The organism is Alicyclobacillus fastidiosus, from assembly GCF_026651875.1.
Lineage (GTDB): Bacteria > Bacillota > Bacilli > Alicyclobacillales > Alicyclobacillaceae > Alicyclobacillus > Alicyclobacillus fastidiosus.
In genome coordinates this window covers 265,680-290,236 of sequence record NZ_CP104067.1, presented here as the reverse complement: position 1 = coordinate 290,236, position 24,557 = coordinate 265,680, and the positions used below count along the sequence as shown (strand labels likewise).

27 protein-coding genes, 4 tRNA genes and 1 other RNA gene are annotated in these 24,557 nt (G+C 56.0%); 5 read left to right on the top strand and 27 right to left on the bottom strand.

The genetic code is table 11. The features are described from left to right. Positions 1–21: 21 nt before the first annotated feature. Positions 22–1,707, top strand: a complete 1,686-nt coding sequence (locus tag NZD89_RS01305; protein ID WP_268006073.1) for a putative polysaccharide biosynthesis protein — start codon at positions 22–24, stop codon at positions 1,705–1,707. Positions 1,708–1,728: 21 nt separating this feature from the next. Here the strand turns inward: NZD89_RS01305 and NZD89_RS01300 are convergent, their stop codons facing one another. The 11 genes from NZD89_RS01300 to NZD89_RS01250 form a co-directional block, all read right to left on the bottom strand. Beyond that, a complete protein-coding gene (locus NZD89_RS01300) occupies positions 1,729–2,001 on the bottom strand; it encodes a pro-sigmaK processing inhibitor BofA family protein (RefSeq protein ID WP_268006072.1) in 273 nt (90 codons plus the stop codon). A gap of 13 nt (positions 2,002–2,014) precedes the next feature. Further along, positions 2,015–2,359, bottom strand: a complete 345-nt coding sequence (locus tag NZD89_RS01295) for a DUF2508 family protein (protein ID WP_268006071.1) — start codon at positions 2,357–2,359, stop codon at positions 2,015–2,017. Positions 2,360–2,468: 109 nt separating this feature from the next. Further along, the gene (recR, locus tag NZD89_RS01290; RefSeq protein WP_268006070.1) at positions 2,469–3,068 is read right to left on the bottom strand and encodes a recombination mediator RecR; all 600 of its coding nucleotides are present in this window, start codon (positions 3,066–3,068) and stop codon (positions 2,469–2,471) included. 1 nt (position 3,069) lies between these two features. Beyond that, entirely contained in the window at positions 3,070–3,375 is a 306-nt protein-coding gene (locus NZD89_RS01285) for a YbaB/EbfC family nucleoid-associated protein (protein WP_268006069.1), read from the bottom strand. Between the two features lie 5 nt (positions 3,376–3,380). Next, entirely contained in the window at positions 3,381–5,114 is a 1,734-nt protein-coding gene (dnaX, locus tag NZD89_RS01280) for a DNA polymerase III subunit gamma/tau (RefSeq protein ID WP_268006068.1), read from the bottom strand. A gap of 102 nt (positions 5,115–5,216) precedes the next feature. Beyond that, a complete protein-coding gene (locus tag NZD89_RS01275) occupies positions 5,217–6,335 on the bottom strand; it encodes a two-component system sensor histidine kinase NtrB (RefSeq protein WP_268006067.1) in 1,119 nt (372 codons plus the stop codon). Positions 6,336–6,480: 145 nt separating this feature from the next. Next, positions 6,481–7,056: a cyclic-phosphate processing receiver domain-containing protein gene (locus NZD89_RS01270; RefSeq protein WP_268006066.1), complete on the bottom strand. Its 576-nt coding sequence runs from the start codon at positions 7,054–7,056 to the stop codon at positions 6,481–6,483. Between the two features lie 118 nt (positions 7,057–7,174). Then, an RNA gene (gene ffs, locus NZD89_RS01265) (signal recognition particle sRNA small type) lies at positions 7,175–7,274 on the bottom strand. 69 nt (positions 7,275–7,343) lie between these two features. Then, positions 7,344–7,433, bottom strand: a tRNA-Ser gene (locus NZD89_RS01260). A gap of 18 nt (positions 7,434–7,451) precedes the next feature. Beyond that, the gene (gene tadA / locus NZD89_RS01255) at positions 7,452–7,931 is read right to left on the bottom strand and encodes a tRNA adenosine(34) deaminase TadA (RefSeq protein ID WP_431308745.1); all 480 of its coding nucleotides are present in this window, start codon (positions 7,929–7,931) and stop codon (positions 7,452–7,454) included. A 4-nt stretch (positions 7,932–7,935) separates the two neighbouring features. After that, the gene (locus tag NZD89_RS01250; protein ID WP_268006064.1) at positions 7,936–8,223 is read right to left on the bottom strand and encodes a late competence development ComFB family protein; all 288 of its coding nucleotides are present in this window, start codon (positions 8,221–8,223) and stop codon (positions 7,936–7,938) included. 85 nt (positions 8,224–8,308) lie between these two features. Here NZD89_RS01250 and NZD89_RS01245 point away from each other — a divergent pair, with 85 nt between their 5' ends. Continuing rightward, a complete protein-coding gene (locus NZD89_RS01245) occupies positions 8,309–9,136 on the top strand; it encodes a YheC/YheD family protein (RefSeq protein ID WP_268006063.1) in 828 nt (275 codons plus the stop codon). A 98-nt stretch (positions 9,137–9,234) separates the two neighbouring features. Beyond that, positions 9,235–11,082, top strand: coding sequence for an asparagine synthase (glutamine-hydrolyzing) (asnB, locus tag NZD89_RS01240; RefSeq protein ID WP_268006062.1), 1,848 nt, complete (start codon positions 9,235–9,237; stop codon positions 11,080–11,082). Between the two features lie 118 nt (positions 11,083–11,200). Here the strand turns inward: asnB and mtnB are convergent, their stop codons facing one another. From mtnB to NZD89_RS01225, 3 genes are read right to left on the bottom strand one after another with little or no spacing between them, the layout of a single operon-like run. Continuing rightward, positions 11,201–11,824 carry a methylthioribulose 1-phosphate dehydratase gene (mtnB, locus tag NZD89_RS01235; RefSeq protein WP_268006061.1) on the bottom strand — a complete coding sequence of 208 codons (624 nt, stop codon included), beginning with the start codon at positions 11,822–11,824 and terminating at the stop codon, positions 11,201–11,203. After that, positions 11,811–12,479 (bottom strand): MtnX-like HAD-IB family phosphatase, encoded by a 669-nt coding sequence (locus NZD89_RS01230; protein ID WP_268006060.1) that lies wholly within the window; start codon positions 12,477–12,479, stop codon positions 11,811–11,813. Before NZD89_RS01230 ends, mtnB begins: the two co-directional genes overlap by 14 nt. Continuing rightward, positions 12,476–13,702, bottom strand: a complete 1,227-nt coding sequence (locus tag NZD89_RS01225) for a 2,3-diketo-5-methylthiopentyl-1-phosphate enolase (RefSeq protein ID WP_268006059.1) — start codon at positions 13,700–13,702, stop codon at positions 12,476–12,478. The genes NZD89_RS01230 and NZD89_RS01225 overlap by 4 nt, the downstream gene beginning before the upstream one ends. Positions 13,703–14,036: 334 nt before the next feature. Here NZD89_RS01225 and NZD89_RS01220 point away from each other — a divergent pair, with 334 nt between their 5' ends. Next, positions 14,037–14,573 (top strand): 1,2-dihydroxy-3-keto-5-methylthiopentene dioxygenase, encoded by a 537-nt coding sequence (locus NZD89_RS01220; protein ID WP_268006058.1) that lies wholly within the window; start codon positions 14,037–14,039, stop codon positions 14,571–14,573. Between the two features lie 387 nt (positions 14,574–14,960). Here the strand turns inward: NZD89_RS01220 and NZD89_RS01215 are convergent. The 9 genes from NZD89_RS01215 to NZD89_RS01175 form a co-directional block, all read right to left on the bottom strand. After that, positions 14,961–15,037: transfer RNA gene (locus tag NZD89_RS01215), tRNA-Asp, on the bottom strand. 3 nt (positions 15,038–15,040) lie between these two features. Then, positions 15,041–15,116: transfer RNA gene (locus NZD89_RS01210), tRNA-Met, on the bottom strand. A gap of 6 nt (positions 15,117–15,122) precedes the next feature. Then, positions 15,123–15,198: transfer RNA gene (locus NZD89_RS01205), tRNA-Lys, on the bottom strand. A 51-nt stretch (positions 15,199–15,249) separates the two neighbouring features. Beyond that, a complete protein-coding gene (locus tag NZD89_RS01200) occupies positions 15,250–15,471 on the bottom strand; it encodes a hypothetical protein (protein ID WP_268006057.1) in 222 nt (73 codons plus the stop codon). 64 nt (positions 15,472–15,535) lie between these two features. Next, the gene (locus NZD89_RS01195) at positions 15,536–15,850 is read right to left on the bottom strand and encodes a hypothetical protein (protein ID WP_268006056.1); all 315 of its coding nucleotides are present in this window, start codon (positions 15,848–15,850) and stop codon (positions 15,536–15,538) included. A gap of 131 nt (positions 15,851–15,981) precedes the next feature. After that, a complete protein-coding gene (locus NZD89_RS01190; RefSeq protein WP_268006055.1) occupies positions 15,982–16,323 on the bottom strand; it encodes a hypothetical protein in 342 nt (113 codons plus the stop codon). Between the two features lie 48 nt (positions 16,324–16,371). Beyond that, positions 16,372–16,719 (bottom strand): hypothetical protein, encoded by a 348-nt coding sequence (locus tag NZD89_RS01185; RefSeq protein WP_268006054.1) that lies wholly within the window; start codon positions 16,717–16,719, stop codon positions 16,372–16,374. A gap of 78 nt (positions 16,720–16,797) precedes the next feature. Next, positions 16,798–16,980, bottom strand: a complete 183-nt coding sequence (locus NZD89_RS01180; RefSeq protein ID WP_268006053.1) for a hypothetical protein — start codon at positions 16,978–16,980, stop codon at positions 16,798–16,800. A 37-nt stretch (positions 16,981–17,017) separates the two neighbouring features. Further along, positions 17,018–17,347, bottom strand: a complete 330-nt coding sequence (locus NZD89_RS01175) for a hypothetical protein (protein WP_268006052.1) — start codon at positions 17,345–17,347, stop codon at positions 17,018–17,020. Positions 17,348–17,486: 139 nt separating this feature from the next. On the opposite strand from NZD89_RS01175, the gene NZD89_RS01170 reads away from it, so the two are divergent. Beyond that, complete coding sequence (locus tag NZD89_RS01170) at positions 17,487–17,732, top strand: YkuS family protein (protein ID WP_268006051.1); 246 nt, start codon at positions 17,487–17,489, stop codon at positions 17,730–17,732. Between the two features lie 61 nt (positions 17,733–17,793). On the opposite strand, the gene NZD89_RS01165 is transcribed toward NZD89_RS01170, so the two are convergent. The 4 genes from NZD89_RS01165 to NZD89_RS01150 all read right to left on the bottom strand — a co-directional run bounded on the left by NZD89_RS01165 (position 17,794) and on the right by NZD89_RS01150 (position 24,305). Then, a complete protein-coding gene (locus NZD89_RS01165; protein ID WP_268006050.1) occupies positions 17,794–18,717 on the bottom strand; it encodes an ROK family protein in 924 nt (307 codons plus the stop codon). A gap of 156 nt (positions 18,718–18,873) precedes the next feature. After that, positions 18,874–19,512: a histidine phosphatase family protein gene (locus tag NZD89_RS01160; RefSeq protein WP_268006049.1), complete on the bottom strand. Its 639-nt coding sequence runs from the start codon at positions 19,510–19,512 to the stop codon at positions 18,874–18,876. A 4-nt stretch (positions 19,513–19,516) separates the two neighbouring features. After that, positions 19,517–23,059 (bottom strand): AAA family ATPase, encoded by a 3,543-nt coding sequence (locus NZD89_RS01155; protein ID WP_268006048.1) that lies wholly within the window; start codon positions 23,057–23,059, stop codon positions 19,517–19,519. Then, positions 23,046–24,305: a metallophosphoesterase family protein gene (locus NZD89_RS01150; RefSeq protein WP_268006047.1), complete on the bottom strand. Its 1,260-nt coding sequence runs from the start codon at positions 24,303–24,305 to the stop codon at positions 23,046–23,048. The genes NZD89_RS01155 and NZD89_RS01150 overlap by 14 nt, the downstream gene beginning before the upstream one ends. Positions 24,306–24,557 lie beyond the last annotated feature (252 nt).

Sequence of the window (24,557 nt, the reverse complement as noted above, 5' to 3'; positions counted from 1 at the left end):
TGTCGAAACGGAGGTGGAGAGGTGAGTCGAACAGATTCGTCGAGCCTCGCCCGTGGAGCCTCTTTGTACGTCGTCTGTGTCGCGCTCGCGAAGGTTTTGGGCCTTGTGTGGATCATCCCAGTCACGGCGCTAATTGGCGGCGCCGGTCTCGGCATCTACTCAAATGCGTACTCTGTCTACAACATCCTTCAGCAGCTTGCGACGAGTGGCTTCCCACTTGCTATGGGCAAACTTGTAAGTGAACGACGAGCCACCGATGACCGGGCCGTCGTTGAACATATTTATCGTGTGACTATGCGGTCGTTGTTGGTGTTCAGCGTGATCGCGTTCTTGTTGATGTGGTTTGGAGCTCCTTTATTTGCGCATCTCATCTCGTTTAAGAACCCAAAGGCGTCCCTCGCCCAGAACGTCCCTTCCATCCACGCGGTGTCTCTGATGCTGCTCGTGATTCCTGCGATGAGTGGCCTTCGTGGATATCTTCAAGGGTTCCAGCTCCTCGCCGCGCCAGCGTATTCGCAGACGGTCGAGCAGTTGTTCCGGGTCATTGCCATGGTCGTTGGAGCTTATCTGGTGGTCAATCGGTTGGGGATGAGCAAGAGCATTGATGGTGCCGCCGCGGCGACATTTGGCGGGTTTGTCGGCGGGGTCGCAGGCCTTATCCTGTTGATCGCGGCCGTGCGGCCGATCCGGCGCGCTGAGCGGGCCTACGGATACGAAGAGAGTCCATTTCGCGACGGGGAAATTTTACGGATGGTGTACCGTCTGGCCATTCCAGTCAGCCTGGGCGGTCTCGTCGTCCCCATCGCAAACTTAGTCGATTCCTGGACGGTCACAAATTTGTTACAAACAGTTGGCCAGACGTTTCAGGAGGCTACCACAAACTACGGTATCCTTACTCGTCAGGCTATGTATTTAGTACAGTTGCCGATGGCGTTCGCCTATGCGATCGGCGTCGCCGTGCTGCCAACCGTTTCGTCCGCGAAGGCGAGACGAGATCAGGCCAAAGTCCAAGAGAGCATCGTCTTTACGCTACGCAGTATGTTTCTCATCAGCTTTCCAACGGCCGCCGTACTGCTCGTGTTGAGCCGGCCCATCAACGAATCCATCTTCGGGGCGTCGGCTGGATGGTCGATCATTTCGACCGTTTCATTCATGAGCATCTTCTCGAGCCTGGAGCTCATCTCGACGTACATCCTGCAGGGCCTTGGCAAGATGTATCGGCCTGTCCGCAACATGTTTATCGGCGTAGCCGTGAAAACCCTGTTCAACTTTGTGCTGATTTTGGCCCTGCATTCGGTCATCGGCGCGGCATTGGCCACGACCATCGGCTACTTGTTCTCGTCCGCGCTCAACATCATGGCCGTCAAGAAGTACGGGCAGGCGCACTTTTCCGTGCGGCGCATCATGCTGCCATTTCTCGTGGCATCGCTGTTTCTCGTGATGTTCCTGTTCGTAGTCAACCTGCTGTTGCATATGGGCCTTACGTCTTTACTCGGGGAGAAGCGCCTCGTCTACGTCCTGCAGTTCCTGATTGCCAGTGGTTTAGGGGCCATCGTCTACCTCTTCCTGATCATTCGGTCCGGCACGCTTCGCAAAGAAGAGCTGCGTTCCGTCCCGGGTGTTGGAAGATATCTCGTGAAGTTCGGTCAACGCATCAACCGAAACCAACGGCCCACGCAACCTACGAGGACAAGACACAGAAGGTAGTTGGCCGTGAAAAGCGGTCAACTACCCTGCAAGGACCCACAGCTTGAGCGCGACGAGCGCAGCTACCCCCGGTAATCCTAAAAACCCGGCCGTGAGCGCCGTGACAGGATTAAACGGCAGGTGAAAGTTGACGTAGGTGCCCACCCAGTTGACCGCGAACACAAACAGACAGCCAAGGGCGCAGTTCCTCAGGATGATCCATGCTACAGTCCCAGGTTTTCGAAAGAACTGTCCAATTAGAAAGGCGACGACGACAATGACGCCGACCCACAGCCACATGGCCGGAATATGCACGGAATTCCCTCCTCTAATCGATGCGCCACGTCTCGTCTCGCCATTCCCACTGCATCCCATCAAACGATACGTCGTTTTCTCGCGCCAGCCGGAACAAAAAATTGAGTTGCCGCTCCGCGGCGCCGATGCGAAACACGACGTGATCGACGAGTAGAGGGTCAGAAACTTGCTCAAATTGCTGTCTGGCAATCATCAGCTCGCGGCGACTCTTCAAGATCTCCGTTAGAAGTGCAGCCTTGTCCAATTGAGACAAATCGAGTTGGTGGCTTGGATGTAGGGCAGCGGTGTGCGGATTGGGTACACTGGCGTGTGGCACCCGAGAAACCTGCGCCTCCATCGGTGATTCGGACGACGTCATAAAATAGCCTCCTTGTCCAAAGCTTAATAGATCATAGGCGGCAAGGAGGCGAATTATGACTATGCAATTGGTTGAAAGCAGAGAGACTACTACGTTGCAGCGCGCCGGGCTAAATCGTTCGACGTCCTTCTAACGCCTTTGCTAGCGTTACCTCGTCGGCGTATTCCAAATCTCCCCCGACTGGCAAACCGTGCGCGATGCGCGTCACTTTGAGGGAGAAGGGCTTCAACAGTCGAGAGATGTACATGGCGGTCGCCTCGCCTTCGACGTTCGGGTTGGTCGCCAGGATGACCTCGTCAATGTCCTCCTCACCGATTCGGGTGACGAGTTCCTTGATGCGAATGTCCTGCGGGCCAATCCCTTCCATCGGCGAAATCGCGCCATGTAATACGTGGTACGTCCCGTTGTACTCGTGTGTCCGTTCCATCGCCACGACATCGCGCGGCTCCCCGACGACACAAATCACGAGTTTGTCGCGCCGTGCATCCGAACAGATGGAACAAGGGCTTTTCTCCGTGATGTTGCAGCACGTGGTACATTCGGTCAAACCGGTCTTGAGATCCTTCAAGGCCTTCGCGAATTCGTCGACGTCGCCCTCGTCCATTTCCATCACGTGAAACGCCAGTCGGGCCGCTGTCTTCGGCCCGATGCCCGGCAGCTTCATGAACTGCTCAATCATGCGCGAAACAGGTTCTGGATATCCCCACATGTTAGAACAATCCCGGGATGTTCATGCCCTTTGTGTATTTCCCCATCTCCGACTCGGTCAGTTCCGTCACCTTCTGGTGTGCGTCTTGAAATGCGGCGAGGATGAGGTCCTGCAGCATCTCGACATCGTCGGTCACGTCCGGGCTGATTGCTACAGACAACAGTTCTTTGTGCCCATTCATCACCATCTTGACCGCCCCGCCGCCAGCAGTGCCTTCCACAGAGCGCTCACCCAGCGCCTCCTGCGCCTTCATGATATCTTCCTGCATTTTCTTCGCTTGCCGCATCAACTGATTCATATTTTTCATCGTCGTCACTCCTTGGTTTCTACAATCACTTTATCTGGGCCAAACAGCGCCCTTGCACGCTCCACAAGGTCTTGTTCAGGAGCACGCTCCCCCGTATCGCCCTCGTCTTGAAGCGATGCGATGAATTCATCCCAATCTTCCTTTAAGAGTGCAAAGATCTGCATCTCCCGGTCCACCATGACGGAGATGGCCGATTCTATCACCTGTCTATCCGCCGGCTTCATCACCGCCTCGCGATGAATGCGGCTGCCAAACGACAGGACTACGGCGAAATCCGTGGCCATGGCCACCTCGCCGTGCATCAGCCACGCATGCGATTGAATGCGATCCTGCTTCACTTTGTGCAGCACATCGCCCCAACGTTCGCGAACCGTATGTTCCAAAGCGGGATTCCTATCGGCGTACAGCCGCTCCAACGTCTCACGCTTGCGCCCTGCGGCGGCATGCTTATCTGCAGCCCGCGCCCTGCGGCGGCGTGCAATGGCCTCGTCGGTCGCCTCGCCCGCCTCCGGCACCGACGGCGCGCCAGCTGCAGGCTCCGCAGGTTGCGATGCCGCTTGCTGCGTCGGTTGCCCGGCTGACGTGCCGGCCGCCGCTGCAGGAGGAACTTGTGTGGGAGATCCCCCTGTGTGCGATGGCACCGTCGCATTTGCCTTCGGTGCGGTAGCGATGGACAACAGACTCGCCTCGAGTGCCAGTCTAGGTTGTTCCACATAGCGAAGCTGCGTGTATAACTCGCCTAATTTCGAAATGCCGTTTATGAGCCAGTCCGCACTGCAGGATGCCCGCTGCGTGATCACTCGATACGGAGCGACTGGCTTCCCATGCAAGGCGTCGTCACTCGGAGATAGCATGACAATAAACAAATCGCGCAGCACTTGCAATAAGTCGAATGCGATGCGACTCGCATCTTTGCCCCCTGCATACCACGACGATATCCGATCAAGCGCTGCCAAGTACGACGCGTCGAGCAATTCTCCGACCAGTTCGAGCAACGCCTTGGTGTCGACGCCGCCGATGACGCTCGCTACCTGAGCCTCGTCGATGGTCCCCTGGCCAAACGCAGCCGCCTGCTCCAAAAGTCCGAGCGCATCGCGCAGCCCGCCATCTGCCGCTTCGGCCAACTTCCACAAAGCGCTCGCGTCACAGGCCCACCCCTGGTGCTGCACGACCTCTTGCAGCCGCTCTACGATCGTCTCCGTGGAGATGCGATGAAAGTCAAAGCGCTGACACCGCGAGACAATCGTCCCCGGAATCTTGTGTGCTTCCGTCGTCGCCAAGACGAACAAAACATGGGCCGGCGGCTCCTCCAGCGTTTTGAGAAGCGCGTTGAACGCCTCCGTGGTCAACATGTGAACCTCGTCCACAATGTACACTTTTCGTTTGACGGTCGTCGGCGCGTAATGAACCTTGTCCCGCAATTCGCGGATTTCATCGACACCCCGGTTTGACGCCGCGTCGATTTCTTCGACGTCGACATTCGATCCGTTCGTAATCGATACGCACGCACTACACGCGTTGCACGGTTCAGCCCCATCTGGATGCTCGCAGTTGACCGCTTTCGCGAACAACTTGGCTGCACTGGTCTTGCCCGTGCCGCGCGGGCCACAAAACAGGTAGGCATGCGCTATTTTGCCCGATGTAATGGCATTGGATAAAGTCTGCCGCACATGCGGTTGTCCCATCAGATTGGAAAACGACTGAGGACGCCAAATTCGGTAGAGTGCTTGGTAGGACACAGACGTCCCTCCCTCTAGGTTTTACAGTACCACAGCGGGAGGGACGCGACCAACCATTACGATAGGAGGTTCCAGGAAACAGCGACGATACGTGCGCGTCGGTTACGACAGAAGAGAGTGCGCCTGATTGTGGAGGAATAATTTTGCGCTTTGCTGGCTAGGACCCGGCAGCGAAATAGTGAATGTCGTGCCAAAACCCTTGGAAGAGACGAGGATTTTACCGCCGTGATCCGCCACGATGCGCTCACAGATCGCAAGTCCAAGTCCGGTCCCCTTGTCCTTGGTCGTATAAAATGCATCGAAGATCTTATCCACGAGGTAATAGGGAATGCCAGGGCCCGTGTCAGAGATGTAGATTTCCGTGCGACCAGACACCATTCTCGCCCCAATCGACAAACTCCCGTCGACATCCATCGCCTCGATGGCGTTTTTGATAAGATGAAGCAGCAGTTGACGCAACATATCCCGGTCCCCGAAGAGCGTGAAATCCGCCGGGACGTCGTAGAGGAACTCCACGCCGTGGTCTCGCGCTACCGCCTGCATCCAAGGTTGAATCTCCTGGAGCAACTCCACCATCGGGAACGTGCGCTTGTCCAACTTGGTCGGCTTGGACAGTAACAGCAGTTCTGCCACAAGCGCGTTGACGCGTTCGATTTCACTCATCATCACTTCTACATACTGAATCTCTTCATCCATCAACCCGTTGTGGAGGCGCCCCTCGAGCACTTGCAGGAAGCCCTTTACAGTCGTGAGTGGGTTGCGGATCTCGTGCGCGATGCCGGCGGCGACCTTGCCCACCGTGGCCACTTTTTCAACGCGCTGCGTCTGCTGGTCGAGCGCGGCAAAGTTCCCCATGTCCTTCATCACGATATACATGCCATAGACTTGGCCTTCTTGGGATTGGTGCACGAACGTATCCATGAGCACGTGTCGCACGTCGGTGCCCACTTCCCAACGAACGACCGCGTCGCGATATTCGCATTCCGTCTGAATGATGTGTTGAAGCACCTGGTATTCGTCGCTGTCTTCCGAAAGCGCCATGTCGATTGGGACGATGGATCCCGTCGCTTGCGGCATGCCGATGAGTTCAGCTGAAATATCGTTTAAGACCGCCATACTACCATCTTTGGCCAAGTATAGAATCCCTGCATTGAGGAGCTGTGTGTCGGGTAACAGGTCTGGTTCAACAGAAAATATAGGATGCTGTTGTTTCATACTCATCACCAGTCCCCTTGAAGAGTTCTGAAGAGTTCTATGTACGGAATTTATTTCTGACAGAAAGGTAGAAATCCTCCCGGTTGACAAAACTTCCAGTAACTCGACAACTTCCGACAAAACGTCGCTGTGCAGGCGCCGAGCTCCGCCGCTACCCCCTTTTTCCGCCTTGAGGTCGGCGCGTCGCGACCCAGCCGAACCAGGGCGCTAGGCCGACCACGGCCATCAGAAGTCCTGAGCCCCAGACGTTGGGCCAATACGTGGTGGCCACCTGAAACGCATACGCACGGGCTCCCAACGCACAGCCAATTCCACCCGCGACAACGAATACGACCAGTGCTTGCACGCCGACGGAGAGCGATCTGCTGCGAATGACGACGTGCGCAGGTGCATGTTGTCGTAAAAATCTGGCCATCGCTTGCCGAACGAGGAAATTAGATGAGTGAATGTAGATTTCACGGGGCCATCTGTCGTGCTGCACCATCCATTTTGCGACGTCGAGTCCGGTTTTCTCGCCCTTCCCCAAATTGTAGTCCAATGAAAGTTTGTCGACCTGCCCCCCTGCGAGCAACCGAACGCATCGCTCATAACGCTTCACCAACGTGAAGCCGTCGGGTTCCTGTCGTCGGTCGTCGAGAAACACATTGATCCCCACCGTTATCCCAACCCATAGTGAAACGCAGCGTGTATCGCGTCCCGTTTTCTTCAGTGTCCGCAATGCGCACACCGTTCTATCCACCTCGTCGACATTGGACGCGCGCGCCCGGCGGGCGACTTCCCTGCAACACGAAAAAGGCAGGCTCTATAAAGAGCCTGCCGACTTTACACGTGACGTCTGACCAAGACCCGACTAGGCACGCCCACGTCGCCCGAAAGGTCTCCCTTAGTGCTGCTTCCGTCAGGACCTGACACGGTTCGGAAGTTTTCGCCGCATGGGACCCAGTCAGGTCTTGGTCAGACATCACGTTCTATCGCGTCTATCTAAACTGCACGAGGCACATCATACGCAGTGTGTGGCGGAGAGAGTGGGATTCGAACCCACGAGCCCCTTGCAGAGCTACTCGCTTTCGAGGCGAGCTCTTTCGACCACTCAGACATCTCTCCACAATGCAAGAAACCTTGTCAAAGATTTGTTCGCCGTTCGCGAACAGCTTTGAAAAATTCCTTCAATATATTAGCACAGTCTTCCGCCAAAACACCAGATGTAATGTTTGGTGTGTGATTCCATAAACCGGGTTCCAACAGGGAGAGTTTTGAAGTGACTGCTCCACCCTTCCGGTCGTCGGCACCGTAGACCAAACGGCGAATCCGGGCCAACATGATGGAACCAGCACACATAGGACAGGGTTCTAATGTAACATACAAGTCGCACTCTGTCAATCTCCAGGTCCCGAGTCGCCGGCTGGCTGCCTGCAGGGCGATGAGCTCTGCGTGTGCCGTCGGATCGCGCCACGTTTCACGCAAGTTCGATCCCACGGCGACCACTTCTCCGTCGCGTACGACGATGGCCCCTATCGGCACCTCTCCCTGTGCACCCGCCGCCTTCGCCTCAACAAGTGCCAAGCGCATAAAGTCCTCGTCCGATGCACCGGTTTGCACGATTGCGTCAAGCTCCTTCTGTCCCTAGTTTGTCGTGGTGCGGTTGAAGCGCAACCCGCTGAGCCGCGCGAATCAGTTCCGCCAACACATCCGACTGCCACTGAGGATGAAGATAGTCCGCCTTTACGTACACGCTTCCCTGCTCCGTGGAGACGTAGCGGGTGGGGAGGTGGTTCAAGGCCATCGCCAGCACGTCATTGGCGCATTGTTGGCAAGAACAGGTTAAAAAGCGCCGCACCTCTGCGGATGCGAGCATGTCTGTTGCCAAGTATTCTGTCACATTGTAGACCGCCATCCGGTCATCCTCCTCTGGGCCTGGTCGTTGGCGCACTGGTAGGTCCGAGCGCATACGCTGACACGAGCGCAAAGGAGGTCATCGGGTGACGCGCGGACAAATCGATTTGAATCGCATGTACTTGGACAAATGGCAGATGCACATCGCGCTTTCGCACGATGTCGTGCAGGGACTGAAACTACCCTCTACAAAACTGTTAAGCCAGTGTACCACTGTTGACTTAAACAAGCACACCGCTTGGTACGTGAAGCCAATTAACACCTGGGGCGGCCATCAGATCTCAAAGTTTGAGAAGGCCGACGACCAGGGATGGGTTCTGCGCCACCAAACGGGTTTTGCACAACGATATCGACACATCGCACAACTCGTTCAGGGCCTTCGGTTCATATACGATCCCACTGCCACGATTGTACAGCAGGCGGCGCCAGTTGCAACATGGAGAAATCGGCCGTTTGATATTCGCGTATTGTGTCAGCGCGAATCCGGTCGCTGGGTATTCGCTGGATCGCTCGCTCGCGTCGCCGCACAAGGAAGCCTCGTGTCCAATCTCGGCACCGGGCACGGCGAAGTGGTTCCCACGCGCGAGGTGCTCAATGTGCTCTACCCGAAGAGATCGAAACAATCGCGCGTGCAGCAAAGGTTGAAACAGTGCAGTTTGCGGATCTGTGAAATATTGGATAGTTACGCCTCGTTTGATGAGGTTGGGGTGGACTACGGACTGAGCCCAGAAGGTCAAGTCTGGCTGTTCGAAGTCAACACTAACGACCGTTTAGGTGGCCCGAGCCGAGCGCTCTTTGCAGAACTCCCCGACAAGACGACATATGAACAAATCGAAACGCGTGCCGAGGCCATTCGTCGAGAATGGTTCTCACAGCTGGTGCGCGAGATCATGAACGCCGACCAAACGCCGTGATTCCTTTCACACCTGTAAAGCCCACTGCATAGGGTATGGGGATGTTTTGGGCGCCTGGGCCTGAAGTGAACAGAGACAACAGTGGGGAGGATAAGTTCATGTGCGGAATTGCAGGTTGGGTGGATTGGTCTCGCGATTTGACTGGTGAGGTACAGACCGTAAAACGCATGGGCGAGACACTGTATTCGAGAGGACCAGACACGGCTGGATTGTGGTCAAATCCACACGCGCTCTTTGCGCACCGTCGCCTCATCGTCGTCGATCCCGACGGGGGACTTCAGCCGATGACGAGATCTTTCGGCGATAAAGCGTACACCCTCGTCTATAACGGCGAACTTTACAATACGGAAGACGTTCGTAAAGAGCTGTTGGCGTTAGGCTTCAAGTTTCAATCGTACTCTGACACCGAAGTCGTCCTCGTGTCTTATGTGGCGTGGGGTGAGGCTTGTGTCGAGAAGTTTAACGGGATCTTTGCATTCGCCATCTGGGACGAATTCAACCATCGTTTGTTTATGGCGCGCGACCGCCTCGGTGTAAAGCCGCTCTTCTACAGCCGTGTAGGAAACGGTGTGGTATTTGGTTCCGAATTGAAAGCCCTCCTCTCACATCCCTCTATTCATCCAGTCGTCAAAGCAGAGGGCTTGGCCGAAATATTTGCCATCGGCCCTGCGCGGACGCCTGGTCTAGGGATCTACGAAGGCGTGGAAGAGTTGCGGGCCGGGTATGTCCTCATTGGGACACCCGATAAAATCACCACCCGTCAATACTGGAAACTTCGCAGTTACGAACACCCCGACTCGCTCAAAAAGACCATCCAAACGGTGCGGGAACTGATGGTGGACATCGTCGAGCGCCAACTGATCTCCGACGTCCCAATTGCCACGTTCCTCTCTGGCGGGCTCGACTCCAGCGTCGTCTCCTCCATCGCTGCCAGGTACTTTCAACAGCAAGGCCGCGACGCGCTGCACACGTTCGCAATCGAATTCAAAGACATGGAAAAACACTTCCAAGCCAACGCGTTTCAGAAGAGTTTGGATGGCCCGTGGGCACAACGCATCTCCGAGCACATTGGGAGCGTTCACCATCGTATCATTTTTGACACGCCCGATTTGGCGGAGCATCTCCTGCACCCGCTAGCCACCCGCGACTTGCCGGGGATGGCGGACATCGACACGTCGCTGTTCTTGTTCTGTCAGCAGGTAAAACGAGACGTCACGGTGGCGCTCTCCGGGGAGGCCGCTGACGAAGTGTTTGGTGGGTACCCCTGGTTCCACCGCGAAGAGTCGCTTACGGCCGACACGTTCCCATGGTCTCTGCGCCTGCAAGAGCGGGTGAACATCATGTCAGATGAACTAAAACAGCTCATCCAACCACACAACTACGTTCAACAAAGATACGCACAGGCGCTCGACGAGGTTCCTCGCCTTGCCGGGGAATCCGCCCGCGGGGCGAGGATCCGCGAGATTGGCTATCTCAGTATCACGCGGTTCATGCCGACGCTGTTAGACCGCAAGGACCGGATGAGTATGGGTTCCGGACTCGAAGTCCGCGTCCCCTTCTGTGATCACCGCCTAGTCGAATACGTGTTCAATATCCCGTGGGACATGAAGACGGTTGGCAACGAAACGAAAGGCATTCTCCGTAAAGCGATGGAAGGATACCTGCCGGAAGATGCGCTGTACCGTAAAAAGAGCCCATACCCGTCGACGCCGAACCCGGACTACCTTGCGCTGGTCCGCGACAAAGCACTCGCCATGCTCGACGACAAGACGTCCCCTATCCACCCGTTTATCGACGAGAACGCGCTGCGGGCACTCGCCGCACTCAGCCACAATCCGACAGAGCATCGCCCTTGGTTCGGTCAAATCATGGGCACTGCTCAGATGTTCCACTACCTCTACGAGACCAACGAATGGTTACAGCAGTACCACGTGTCCGTCCGCTGATCGGTTGATAGCGGCAGGAGAGCGCAGCGCCTTATGTTCAGGGGCGTCCGTGCGCTCTCTACGCTCTCTACCCCGCGCATCCCATTGGCCATCCCTGTCACGCCCGAATGGCAGTCCTCTATCCAACGACCCGCGAAACGCCAAGGCGATAGAGGTATTCACACAGGAATTCGACGGCTTCCAGATGACGGCGCGCATCCTGTGCTGTCTCACCCCAGGCATAGATCCCGTGATTGCGGACCAATACAGCCGGAACGTCAGCCGTGGCCGCTTCGGCGACGGCTTCTCCGAGGCGAGTCAGATCTGCGTAGTTGGGGACGATGGGAATGCGAACCTCTGCGTCCTCATCCCAGTGGCCGAGTGCCTTCAACAACTCGTGTCGACGCACGAGTACAGCCCCGACGTCGCCGTACAGTTCACTGACGAGATTGTTAAACACCGTGTGTACATGCAAAATGCTACCGCACGAAAACTTTTTATACAGTTCGATATGAACGCTCGTCTCTGCGGATGGCCGGTAGCCATCAAGGCCACTCTGAACCTGCATCTTGTCGTCGATGAGCAGGACGTCTTCGACGTGTAGGCGCTGTTTGTCCGCACCGCTGCGCGTGATCGCGATGGCGAGCGGATTTCTGTCGACGAGTACCGAGAGATTCCCGCTTGTCGCAGGTAACCAGCCCTTGTCACTGCAGAATTGCGCCAGGGACACCACGGTCTGCGCCTGTTTTTCAAATGTAATCATATAAACTCGATCCTCCGTCCTGAATCGCGCCATCGACATCGTAGAACGTATCAAATGGCGATGCTGGAATACCCTGTTCTCGAACGAGCTCCAGTAATCGTGCGCGCGCGAAGACGTAATTTGCCTCCCGCGCCGCCTTAAAATCGGTGACACCGTCCCCAATGACGATAAACGAGGTCTGTCCGTCGTCCAAGCTGCGCATCACGCTCGGCTTACACAATCCACAGCCACCCTCACAGGTCGCATCACAAGGGACCGCCCACTCGACCTCGCAACGCGGTCCTCTCAAATCCAGCCGATTACAGTAGATATCCACAGGTGTGGATAAGCTGTGGATAACTGGGTGGACAAAAAAATCGAAGCCACCACTGACGACGGTGACTTTCCACCCCAGTTTTCCACAGGTGTGGATAAACTGTTGAAAACCCGGACGCACGATCGTATTCGCCTTTGCGAACGCCGCCACATCTTCAAAGCGCGCCGACGGAAGCAGGCGGAACATCTCCTCCACGCCGACCCGAACCGACTTCTTACCGCGATAGACGTCCTGGATGATCGGCTCTGCTTCGCTCGGTACAAACTCGCGCATAATCGCGGCAATCATGTCCTTTTCCGCGATCGTTCCGTCGAAATCACAAATCACACGTACAGTCAATCCCTGGTCCCCCACTTCTGTAGCGCAATCCGCAGGACTTCGCTGTGCTTGGCGGCCTCCGAGAGCGTACTGCCAGACCGGACGGCGCGGATGGCTTCGACAAACGCCTGCCCACCCGCCGCGGGCCCTTGTGGATGACCGTGAATTCCGCCGCCTGCGTTCACAATGAGATCATTCCCAAAGTCGGCGTACAGTTGCGGGACGAGGCCTGGGTAAATCCCCGCTGACGGGGCCGGAAGCGACGGCTTGTGCACAGTGTCGCTGCGAAGGTGCGCGATCAGGCGTTCAGTCGCCGTCTGCCCGAGGGTGACGGACCCGTACATCGATGGAAAAATCGCCATATCTGCCCCAGCCATTCGAGCGAGTTGCCCTAGTACGATGTCCGCCTCGACGCCGTATGTATTGCCGCCGTAGAGTGCGCCAGACACCGCGGGGTGAGCGAGAATCGGCACATTCACGTCCTCGTCAGCTGCCAAGTCAGCAACCACGTCATAGCCGTATGCCACGATGTTGACCAACAGCGCACCCGCACCAAGCTCGGACAGTCGTCGTGCGCGCTCGCGCAACTGATGGACAGGTCCGGTCAGGTTTACCGCGTACGCCGTCTCGCGCCCCGTGCGTTCGGCGATGGCGCGCGCCGCCTCTCTGTACGCCACCACGCGCGACTCCGGCGTGGCGTACGCCTCAGTGAAGAAGATTTCGTCGTCCTTGACGAGATCGACACCGCCAAGCGCCTGCTCCTCAAACTGGCTGACGAGTTCTGGCAAGGTTAAACCGACACACGCTTTAAAAATACTCATGATGAGTGGGCGCTCGACGACTCCATATCGACTTCGACACCCACTCACACCAAACTTCGGACCGGGATACTGCCTAGCGAGCTCGTCGGGAATTTGAAGCCGGACCAACCGAATCTCTCCATCCATCGACAGCTTCCCGAACACCGTGGTCAAAAGAGCCGCAAACGTCCCGTTGAAGTTCGCCTGTGGATAACCTACCGAGATCTCAGCGACCACCCGCCCGTCAGCAACCTCTTCGACGACGCGAATCCCCTGAACTTGTCCACAGTGTGCAGAAACCTGTTGATGACGGGTTTGCGGCAGTTCCGTCCAGCTCCCTATCGTTAAACCGATGGCTATGCCCTCGGCGCGTTTCTCCAAGGCCTTCTGGTGATCTACCACGCGGTACGTAGCAATCACCATCTGTGCGTTAGGTTCTATCATCTGAAGCCTCCACTCCTCCCAGTCTGCTTTCGAGATCATCATGGCATATCGCCCGGTGGGGTGTATAGCGTATTGTACAGTACGAAACAGGAATCAAGCGATGGACAGAGTATGTTTCCACAACCAATTCACACATTACACACAATCTTATCCACACATTTCTGTGGATAACTCTGTTGAAACAGTGGATAACTCCGTATGATTCAAATTTTATCGAACCTTCAGAACTGCACACAATATCATGGACAAATGCGCTGTGGTTCACTAAGATAGACGTTAATCGACAACTAGACACATGTGTTTTGTCAATATTGGGCTTTAGGAGGGTTGGCCTGTGGCTACAATTCGCGTTCGAAATACTGGCGAGCTCATTGAAGGTGAAGAAGCGGTTCGTTCTTTTCTGACGGCAAACGACGTCTACTACAATCACTGGGATGTCAGCGTCATTCCGAGTCACCTGCAAGACAAGTACGACCTTACTGATGAACAAAAAGAGGAGATCCTCGAAGCGCTAAAATCCGACATCGAGGACTTGAGCGCTGAGCGGGGCTATGTAAAATGGGACCTCATCTCTCTTTCCGACGCCAATCCAAACCTTGAGGAACTCTTGAAGAAATTTGAAGAGGTTCACACGCACACAGAGGACGAAGTGCGAGCTATCGCCGCGGGTAGTGGCATCTTCGTCATCAAGGGAAGTAACGGATATTTCGATGTGATTCTCCAACCCGGAGACGTCATTTCCGTCCCAGAAGGCAATCCTCACTTCTTTACGCTCACCGACGAGCGCAAAGTGGTGGCTGTTCGCCTCTTTATCGATCCGGCCGGCTGGGTGGCACATCCATTCGCCGACCCTTCCTTTCAGAAGGCGTAACCTACAAACACGTGAAATGGACCTCGCTCATCGCGCGAGGTCCATTTTTCGTTCCACCGCCTGTTGACGGGTAGCGCTTTATCAGCCTTGAATCAACGAAAGTACGTTTAGCAGCAGCTCGCTGCTGCTACAGGTGCGGCAGGAACGAACAGGAAGAACAGAACGAAGATGATTAGAAACACAACTGCCCAACGCGTATAGCCACCGAATACACCGTACATGAAGCATCCTCCTCTTGTGTTCAGCATCGATATACACTATGGCCAAAGGTCCAGGGCTGCTTAGGGCATCCGCCCGTTTTTCCGAAATTACCCGCGGCGTCGCTCGACGCTTTGTCTCCGGGTACAACGAAAAAAGGCCCCCTTTCGTGGACCCTCTTTTGCTGATTGGCGGAGCTGACGGGATTCGAACCCGCGGTCTCCTGCGTGACAGGCAGGCATGTTAGGCCTCTACACCACAGCTCCAAGTGGTTGCGGGGGCAGGACTTGAACCTGCGACCTTCGGGTTATGAGCCCGACGAGCTGCCAACTGCTCCACCCCGCGATATATTGGTGGGTCATGAAGGAATCGAACCTTCAACCTGCCGATTAAGAGTCGGATGCTCTGCCAATTGAGCTAATGACCCAAGCGATTAGCGAACGCTTATTAATATACCAAGGTTAGAGGCCGATGTCAATCAATCATCTACGGTAATATTTTCAACCTCAAACTCGCGCAATTCCGGTATAAAAGGCCGCCCGTTCTCAGCACGCTCTTGAAGAAATTTTTGCACCATTTTTTTGACGTCCTGAATCGCGTGTCCTTTGTTCTGTCGAAGCACCTGACACATCGGGATTTCCGCGCACGTGGCCACATACATGCCGTCAGGTAATTGAAAGAGAGAAATATGAAGCTTCATGGGCAAAAAGCGCCTCCTCCGTGATTCGCTCCCATTGTATCACGGTAGACGCTAAGCCCGAAACCTATGCTTTGGCTGTGAGAACCACTTCTTCGGTCGACACGTCACAGTACGCGAGCGTCTGCCGAATGTCGCTCGCCAAATCGTCCATGATCAGTCGAGCCTCATCGTCCGTCAGTCCGTCTTCGACAATGACGTCTTGATTGACGAGCAGGTGAATTGAGTCGACAAGCGACCGTCGGATACGAAAGGGCCTAGTGAGTCGACGGCGCACATGATGGACGCAGATGCGCTGCACCAAGCTGTCGACGAGCTTTCTCTCCTTCTCGGTGAGGGCGACACCGGGATGTCTGATCTGAACTTGCAGCATCTCAACCATACGAAAAAAGCTCCTTAAGAACGATACACATGACCGAAAGTTATCTTGGTATCGATTCTACTAGGAGATCTCTTGTTTGTCGTTGGAGAGTCTTGCTAGTAACAGAAGCTCTTTCCCGCTACCGTTCGATCTCAATGAACGTCCCGGTGGTGTTTCCTGTCGTGGCGGCCGCGTGCAATCCAGTCATGCAATTGAACCGCATCGAGCTCCCCTTCGACATATCGACCGTAAGGCGCCACGTAGGCCGGCAGCCAACCGTTGTTACGAGCCCAGTCAAGCGCTTCTTGCGGGCTTGGATGCCCCGTGATGGCGTGACCTTTTCCATCGGTCGTCACGATCCAATAATTCTCCGGCTTTTCTTCCGGCCCCGTGACAGTCCAGTCCCCTTGATACTGATTTACAATGGGCAGGTCCTCAGCCTCAAAGTAAAACCCCAAGCCTGAGAGCGTTTCGTGGTGTTCTTCTCGACTCACGGTATCATCCCCCTTTGCGAAATCTAGCCTACCCGCCCCCCGGGCTTGTTATGTGCGGGGTAAATCCTGGCTGACGATTTTCTTCAAGAAGGAAACGTTGTCCCCACTTGTAAAAAGTGTGAACGAAGTGGCTCCCGGAACGATGATACTCGTCAATTTACCAGAGTCAAACACTTCCAGCGTGCCCTGATTTGGCAGCCTGTCCGCGTACAAGTCACCCTGATAGTGTCCCTCACCATCCTGTTGCGTTTGCGGCACATCACTAAAAACGCTTCGCGGTACAACGCGAGTCTGGAATATGACGAAGCGGCTAACCACCGGCTGCGGCGGCGCGTCCGCTTGACTGTACGTTCCAATAACAGAGGGGCCGCGGGCGCATCGAGTACGCGAAACCATCCGAGTAACTCCTCAACCTGCATATCCCCCAGCCAAGGTGCTGACTGAGGGTGCTAAAGAACCGATTGCGAGCTCGTTTTACGTATTCTCTTCGTCACTATCCACGACTTCACTAAACTGTTGGACTACGTGTGTATACTCGTAGCCGTGTGCGCAGTGCGTACAGCAGACACGAACGACATGTTCACCAGCAGGGGCCTTAACGTGGTTGGTACGCCCACAATGTGGGCAAATCGAATCGTACTCCCAATGTGTGTGCACCGCGTTTGTGTCCTCCTCTACTCGCCGCGATTACCCGTTACCCGTGGAATAACGACGCCCCGAGAATTAACAACACGTCTGTGACAACCCAACCGGTGACGCGTGAGGCTTTCTTCCGGCGGCTGGCCGTAAAGATGTGCGCGATGATAATCGCGACGACCATGAAGATTGGATGCCACACGAACGACGGCGCGGGGCGAGCGGTAATCCAGGTGATAATCCCGATGATGATCTGTAGATCCATGAGACCAATTGCCGCACCACGTAGGCCACGTGGAGCGCCGTTACGACTTGTGATCTCCCAGATGGTCACCACGATATCTAGGAGTATCAATAGAAATCCATAAATCATATGAAACACGACCATATGTATTCCTCCTCGTCCAAACTTGTATCCAGATTACCGCCCGACACGCACAAAGCGCAAATCATCCGCCGAATATTGATGGCCAGAATACAAACAATATCCCAGTACCCGATTGATTCCTGTCATGGAGGCGATGTCGATGAAGTCTGTTGCAGTGGAACAAGGGCTGACTCCTGTCAAGCAATACCTCGAAGAACGTGGATGTCAGGTAGTGGACATGACGGCAGACCAGCACTCCCAACCGGGCGTGTGTGCCATCGTGATCACCGGCGCCGATAAAAATGTAATGGGCATCCAAACAGTCGTCAACAACGTACCAGTGATTTCGGCGGACGGCCTGTCACCCGAAGACGTATATGATCGCGTGCAGGAATTCATTCACTGACCAAACAGGTCGGGCGTCCCTGCGCCCGACCTGGCATTCTGTATGTGCAAATCGCCATCACTCACTGAAACACGAGTCGCGCGGCCCCGAGGACGCCCGCCTGCGAACCGAGTGTCGCCGGAACGATGTTGCAAGCGCGAGCCACGCGCAGAAGCGCTTCTTCTTGGAAGGCCGCTCGAAGTGGCTCGATCAAAGAGTCGCCCGCATTGACGACACCGCCCGCGATGACGATGACATCCGGATTCAGGAGATTGGCGCCGACGGAGATGCCTAAAGCCAGCCAGCGAATCATGTCCGCAACCACCGACTGGGCGACTGTGTTGCCGGCATCGGCGAGATCGAACACTTCTTTTGCTGTTAAATCCCCTGATTGACCGACGAGTCCCGCTTCTTTTGCATGGCGCACTAAAGCCGTTGCCGACGACAACGTCTCGAGACAACCGCGATGGCCGCAATTGCACAGCTCACCGTCGTTCTTGATTTGAATGTGGCCGATTTCCCCCGCCATCGTCGACACGCCGCGGTGTATGCGACCGTCGATCACAATTCCAGCACCCACACCGGTTCCGAGCGTGATACACAGTGCAGTTCGCGAGGAACGCCCAGCACCTAGCCACACTTCACCCAGGGCCGCAACGTTCGCATCATTGTCCATCCGAACCGGCTTGCCCAACGCTTTCTCCAGCAACTCCCCCATTGGGACGTCGTACCAGTGAAGATTGACCGATTCCTCAATCCAACCTTTCTCCACATCCAGAAAGCCGGCTAGGCCGACGCCCGCACCGAACACACTCTCCCACGGCAGGCGATGGTCATCTGCCAGCGCTTTCGCGTACTCGGCAACCCCAGTGGCGAACTGCTCCGGGCCACGTTCCGGATCCGTCGGGATGGAACCCTGCGCCAATACAGTTCCATCTTCTTTCACAAAAGCGACTTTCACATTTGTTCCACCCACATCTATGCCCAACGCTACTTGCTCAGCCATCCTAACGTTCCTCTCTCACATGCCAGCCTGCTCTCAAGTTCAGGTGGACCATCACTTCGAGTATTGATGTTTGTCGATTTCTTGACGGTATTTTACCACACAAGGCGCGTCTTCGATGTTTAGAACACGCTCTAAACGACAGCGAAAATAAGCCGTTTACATGACGGGCGCCGCCACTGGTACCTCTGGCACCACATTGATAGCGTGAATGCGCACATCCTGATTCTCAGTGATCTCAATGACGTTCAAGCATGCGTTTCTCTGAACGAGTGTGCGATACGCCCCAGCGTCAGCTCCCATCAGCGCTGCAAGCAAAAGGCGATTGATGGTGTTGTGCGCCACGATGGCGATGTCCTCTGATTGGTTGGTCGCCGCTATCGTGCGAAACTCCGCTAAAACCTCCGCCTGCCGCTCGCGAAGGTCCTCTCCCTCCGGAATCCTCACTTCTTCTGGGCGGACGAGCCAATTTGCGTACACGTCCGGATACATTTTCGCCGCCTCGGCTCGCGTCAGTCCCTCAAACACGCCGAATCCGACTTCTCGAAACGAAGGTACCTCGACAAACGACTTAGTCGTAAGTTGCGGATGTAACTCTGCAATAGCGGATGCGGTCTCGTACGACCTGCGTAAACCCGAATGAAATATCTTAGAAATTTGTGCATCCCGAACCAATGTGGCGCTCTCTCTCACTTGTTGCCACCCCAGCGCGGTGAGTCCGACGTCCGACGAGCCGCAAAATCGCTCGCCGTCCGCATTGTAAACCGTCTGTCCGTGGCGAAATAAGTAAATCAACATCGTATCACCCCTGCCGATACCGGATCATCTGTGACAATTCATACGTCTTCACGTGCGTCGTCGAAAGCTTTGGCATCACGTCGTCCACCAAGTGCCGGTGGTGGGTAAAGTACAAAATTTGAACGTCGTTCGCCAACTCGTCGAGAATCTCCATCGTCACTCGCGCGCGCTCGTCGTCAAAATGCACGAGTACATCGTCCATGATCAGTGGCGGCAGCGGGGTTCCGGAACCGGCCTGTGCCTCTAAAAAGGCCAATCGCAGCGCAAAGTGCAGTTGGTCGACAGTGCCATCGCTCAACTGTGCAAAGGTACGTCGGTCACCGTCGCGATGAAGGGCCAAAATCCGCGGTGCAGCCGGATCGTCGTCCAGGTCGATGCCCTGATAGCGCCCTAGAGTCATGCGCGAAAACCGTTCAGAAGCCAATTGCAAGACGCCATTTTGGCTCTCATTCCGGTACCGTATGAGCGCCTCCTCGAGAAGGGTGAGGTTCGTCTGCGTGCGAACGACTTCGTCCCAGTAGCGCCCTACCTCTTCCGCCGCCAACGCCGCTTGTTGTGCCGCTTCTGCGACATCCGTGGCAGACCCGTCCATTTGTCGAAACACCTGTTGCTGTTCGCCGAGCTTCACCTGAGCCTCGTCTAACTGATGTTCAAGCGACGTCATCCGCTCGTGGACCTCGGCAATCTGAGCCGGCAAGGAATCGACATCGGCGACCGACTGCCACTCTTCCATCAACTCGGCGAGGCTGTGACCGTCCCCGGTCGCCAAAATCGACGCTTCGACGTCGACCAGGCGCTGTTCTGCCTGACGCTTTGCCCTCGACTGTTCAATCGCCTGTCTCAGTAAAGCGTCATCTTTGGCCTCTAGGCCATCCCGCCACACCGCCAACGACAATTCCCTTCTTGCGATAGCAGAACGGATTTTCTCGAGGCGCTCTTCCTGCGCTTCGATCAGGCGCCGTTGTTGTGCCGCTGCCTGTTTGGCTTCCACCGCAGCCGTCAATCGGCGCTGCAAGCGCTGGTACAACTCGATTACTTGTGCACGGTCAAAGCTTTGCGCATCTGTCCCATGCGTTCCAAGTGTCCGCGCGACACTCAGCACCGAGGCCTCGAACTCGCGAATAATCTGCTCTGTTTGCTCGATTCGCGCACATTGCTGACGCCAGTTGTCATACACGAGGACGAATTCCTCAAAGGCCACCAGATACGAACGGACGTGCGTGAGATCCTCAGGCAAATGTCGATACTTCTTCCTTAGTTCTCTGTAGGCTTCCTCGAGGTTTGACAACATCGCGTCGGATGCCCGCTTTTCCGCCAGCCGACTTGTGTATTTTCGCTCTGCCTCTGCCAGGGCATCGACCAACGTTCTGTATTCCCCAGTCGCGCGTTCAAAGGTCACCAGCTGCTTATCGACAAACGTCAATTGGTCATCCAGGAGCACGAGGTGCTCTGGTATGGCGATTCCGTAAAAGTTCCGCCACTGCTCCAGGCGCGTTTGTACGTCGTCGACCGCCTTCATTTCCCGGTCCATCTCAAGCTGAAGCTGATGCAATTCCTCGATTTCGCGCCGGATCGGAACAAGCCACTGTTGCGTCCACGCCTGCATCTCGCCGGGCGATTTCGGAACGATACCTGCGGGCGCCCATTCGTCCGCCCATTCGCGCGAGCACTGCGACAACTGCGACTGCAAATCTTGCAATTGTTCTAGCAAGGACTTTTGAAGGCTGAGATCGGTGGTCATCTGGGCGGTCAATTCAGCCTTTTTCGCCACTCTATCCGCCTCCCGGCGCAACCGGTCTACCGTTTCATCGGCCTCTGTGACCGCACGCTCGTACGCCTCCTCTAGCGATTCCCAGTCCTTGGCGTAGGCGGCACCCTCCAGCGTCAATTGGCCGGGGCGGTGAAGGACTTGTTTCACGAGTTGCCACCCGCGATCACGGTGCTCTCGCGCAGTTTGCAAGTCGTCCTCCGCAGGCACTGAACCTACCGCCTCAAGTTTGTCTAGTTCCGCGCGCTCACGTTCCACCGACGCGCTCAGTTGTTCAAGTTGGCGTTCCTTGGCGCTCTTCTGTTCAAATAGTTCCTGATACCGCGCACTATACTGCGCAGTGGTCTGTGGGAAGGGAATGGGGAGATGCAAGACGTCGTCCAGGCTGCCTTTCCACAAGGACTGCTCCGCCAACCGCCTCTCCAACGCCGCACGGCGGTCCGACCACTTGTCCCGCAGCGCTTCGACGCGCAACGCGGAGATCCCCCTCGTTCGCCAGGCGTTCATTTGCTCTCGTAGTGCCGCGATATCGGGAATTTCCCCAATCCGTTCAAGTGCACCTCGGCGCACCGCCTGGTCAGACTCCAGCTCACGAAGATCCCGCTCGATGACCTTCCGATCCGCCAACGCTTCCCCATACTCGCGCGCAAGCGCCTCCAACCGCTGACGGCGTTCAAAGGGGATTCGCAGGGCCAGGATGTCGTCCATCGCGTGGTCTAGCAACACGTCGCGTTTGGCTTTCGTCACTTCCCGTTCGAGTGACTGCACGGACTGATCTAGTCGGATGACCTCTTCACACGCGGATTGATAGACACCAAAGCCATCGCGAAGACGCTCGAGATCTGACGCGACAAAAAGCACCTGTTCGTCAATCGACATCGCGGACAGCGCTGCTCGTTCTCGCATCAAGGCCTCCGCCTCCAAGACCTCCTCGGCCCGCAGTCGAACCGCCTCTGCAAGGTCCTCCAGGATGGACTCTTCCTCCTGTGGCGACAACAAAGGCACGTCCTTTGACGCCGCCAGTTGTTCGAGGATGCTATGCCGCTGCTGGAACAACGGGAGATTGCGCCGAATCCGCTCCATCCGCAAGAGCGACCTGCGCAGTTGTGCGAGTTCGTCGCGGATGGCCGCGACTTGGGATTCAATCCCCTTGACCAAAGCCTCTTGCGCGAGCCAGGACTGCGGCCGCAACGCTAGGTTGCGGATGGCGGTACGCGACGCCTGGTAGTCGCGCAGTGCGCGGTTCAGCTTGGCTGTAGAATTTGCGCGCATTCCGGGGTGGAACAACTCACCGAGTTGATTCCGATAACGCTCCATCAATTGCTTGACGTGGGCCAAGCCACTGCCAGTTTCAAACAGCGTGATGCCGAGGTCGCCATCGCTCTCAAGCAGGCTTTGACCGCCGGTGCGAAGACGAGCGTGATCGAACCCAAACAGCTGTATATATCGATCCCGCTCCATTGCGAGCCAGTTCAAGCTAAAATCCCCTGCAAATGGACGCTCGTCCTCATCAATTTCCACCAGTTGTGCGCGATATCGTTTCCTCCGCAGATCGTAGATAGACTCACCTCGGACGATGGTCGCGGCCATTCTCGACTGCGAGTCATACCAGTCGCGTACTTCTGGCGTGCCGCCAAAGAGCAGGTCGACCAAGAGCTGAAGGAGCGTGCTCTTGCCCGTTTCGTTGGGTCCGTAGAGCACGTGGAGACCCTTTCCTAGCTGCAGGCTCAACTCCTCAAATTGAGCGATCGATCGGAGTTGAAGATCACGTATCTCCACGCGTTGCACCCCCTTGTAATCTAGCCGTAACCTCCATGAGGGCTTGTCTGACCAGCTCCCGCGTGTCTGTCGCGTCGACCGGGGACGGGGCGTCCTGTTCCTGCATTCGTCCCAGCAACAAACGGTGCCAAGAGGACAGTTGTTCCGCAAGTGCTGTCTGCAGTGTTCTATCCTCCGCGACGCCCTGCAGCACACCTGTGAGACTGTCCGACGGCCCAACCGCGCAAAACGATGCCGCTCCCGCATGGTTTGGCGCAACCGCGACGCGCTCTACATACACAGGTTGACTGACAGCCCACTGTGCCGCGTTCACGATTTCATGTGTCAGCTGCTCGACGTCTTGATAGAGAAACTGATGCGCAGGTGTGGACCCTTTTAGCCCGATCCGCATACAGAGAGGGATGCCAGGATGGGGTGCGGCAGCCTGTGCCACCGCCGACTTCACGGTGGGCAGCACATCGCCCAGTGTGAGAACATCTTCAATATCGCACGACACCTCGAGCCACCGAACGACGTCGAGCGCTTTTTGTTCCAGCGTGACGTCCGAACCGTCTACCGTCACGAGCACACATCCCCGTTCACCCGCTTCGCGAATGTGCCGCCCCTGAACGTTCCCTGGGTAAACCACCCACGGCTCGGACAAGACGATTTCTGGCTGGTGAATGTGCCCGAGCGCCCAATAGTTGTAACCCAGCGCCCGCAGGTCATCGAGCTGGCACGGCGCATAGCGGGCATGCCCCTCGCGCCCAGCCAGTCCCGTATGCAGTATGCCAATGTTAAAATATCCCGGCACAGCCTGCGGATAACCGAGTACTAGGTTTTCCGTAACATCTCGCACCGCAAAACTTTGTCCGTGCACGGCGACTTGGAGAGCGTCGATACGGACCGTTTCCGGATGGCGCTCGGAAAAGACGCGCACGTTCCCGGGCAGCGTCAAATGGCGAGTGAGGACGCTCGCTGCATCGTGGTTGCCGCGAATTAAATAGACGGGGATATCTGCCGCATCCAACTTCTGCATGCAGCGATTGAAAAACAAGCCAGTCGTATAATCCTCCCAATCCCCGTCGAACACGTCACCCGCGATGACGAGGAAATCGACCTTCTCCTGAATACAGAGCTCTACGAGATTTTCGAGTGCGCGGCGCGTAGCACCACGCACGCTGTCGATGACGCTGTCGTCCACAAATCGGAGCCCCCGCATCGGACTGTCCAAATGGATGTCTGCACAGTGAATAAAACGAAACACGCCGACGGCCCCCTCTGCCAATTTCGGACCATCCATCCCGATCCATAGTCCCGAACGAACCCATTCATCTTTATTGTACATCCTTTGTGGGAATGAGAAAGGGTAAGTAGAACTCATCTCAAAGCCAAGTACTGGGATGCCGCGACGCCAAATACACACCGTATTCCGCGCTTCGAAGGGTGGATGGCTCCGGTGAAACGACTGCACAACGTGAAACTAGGCAAAATTTGGCGAGTTCGCGGAACGAGCATC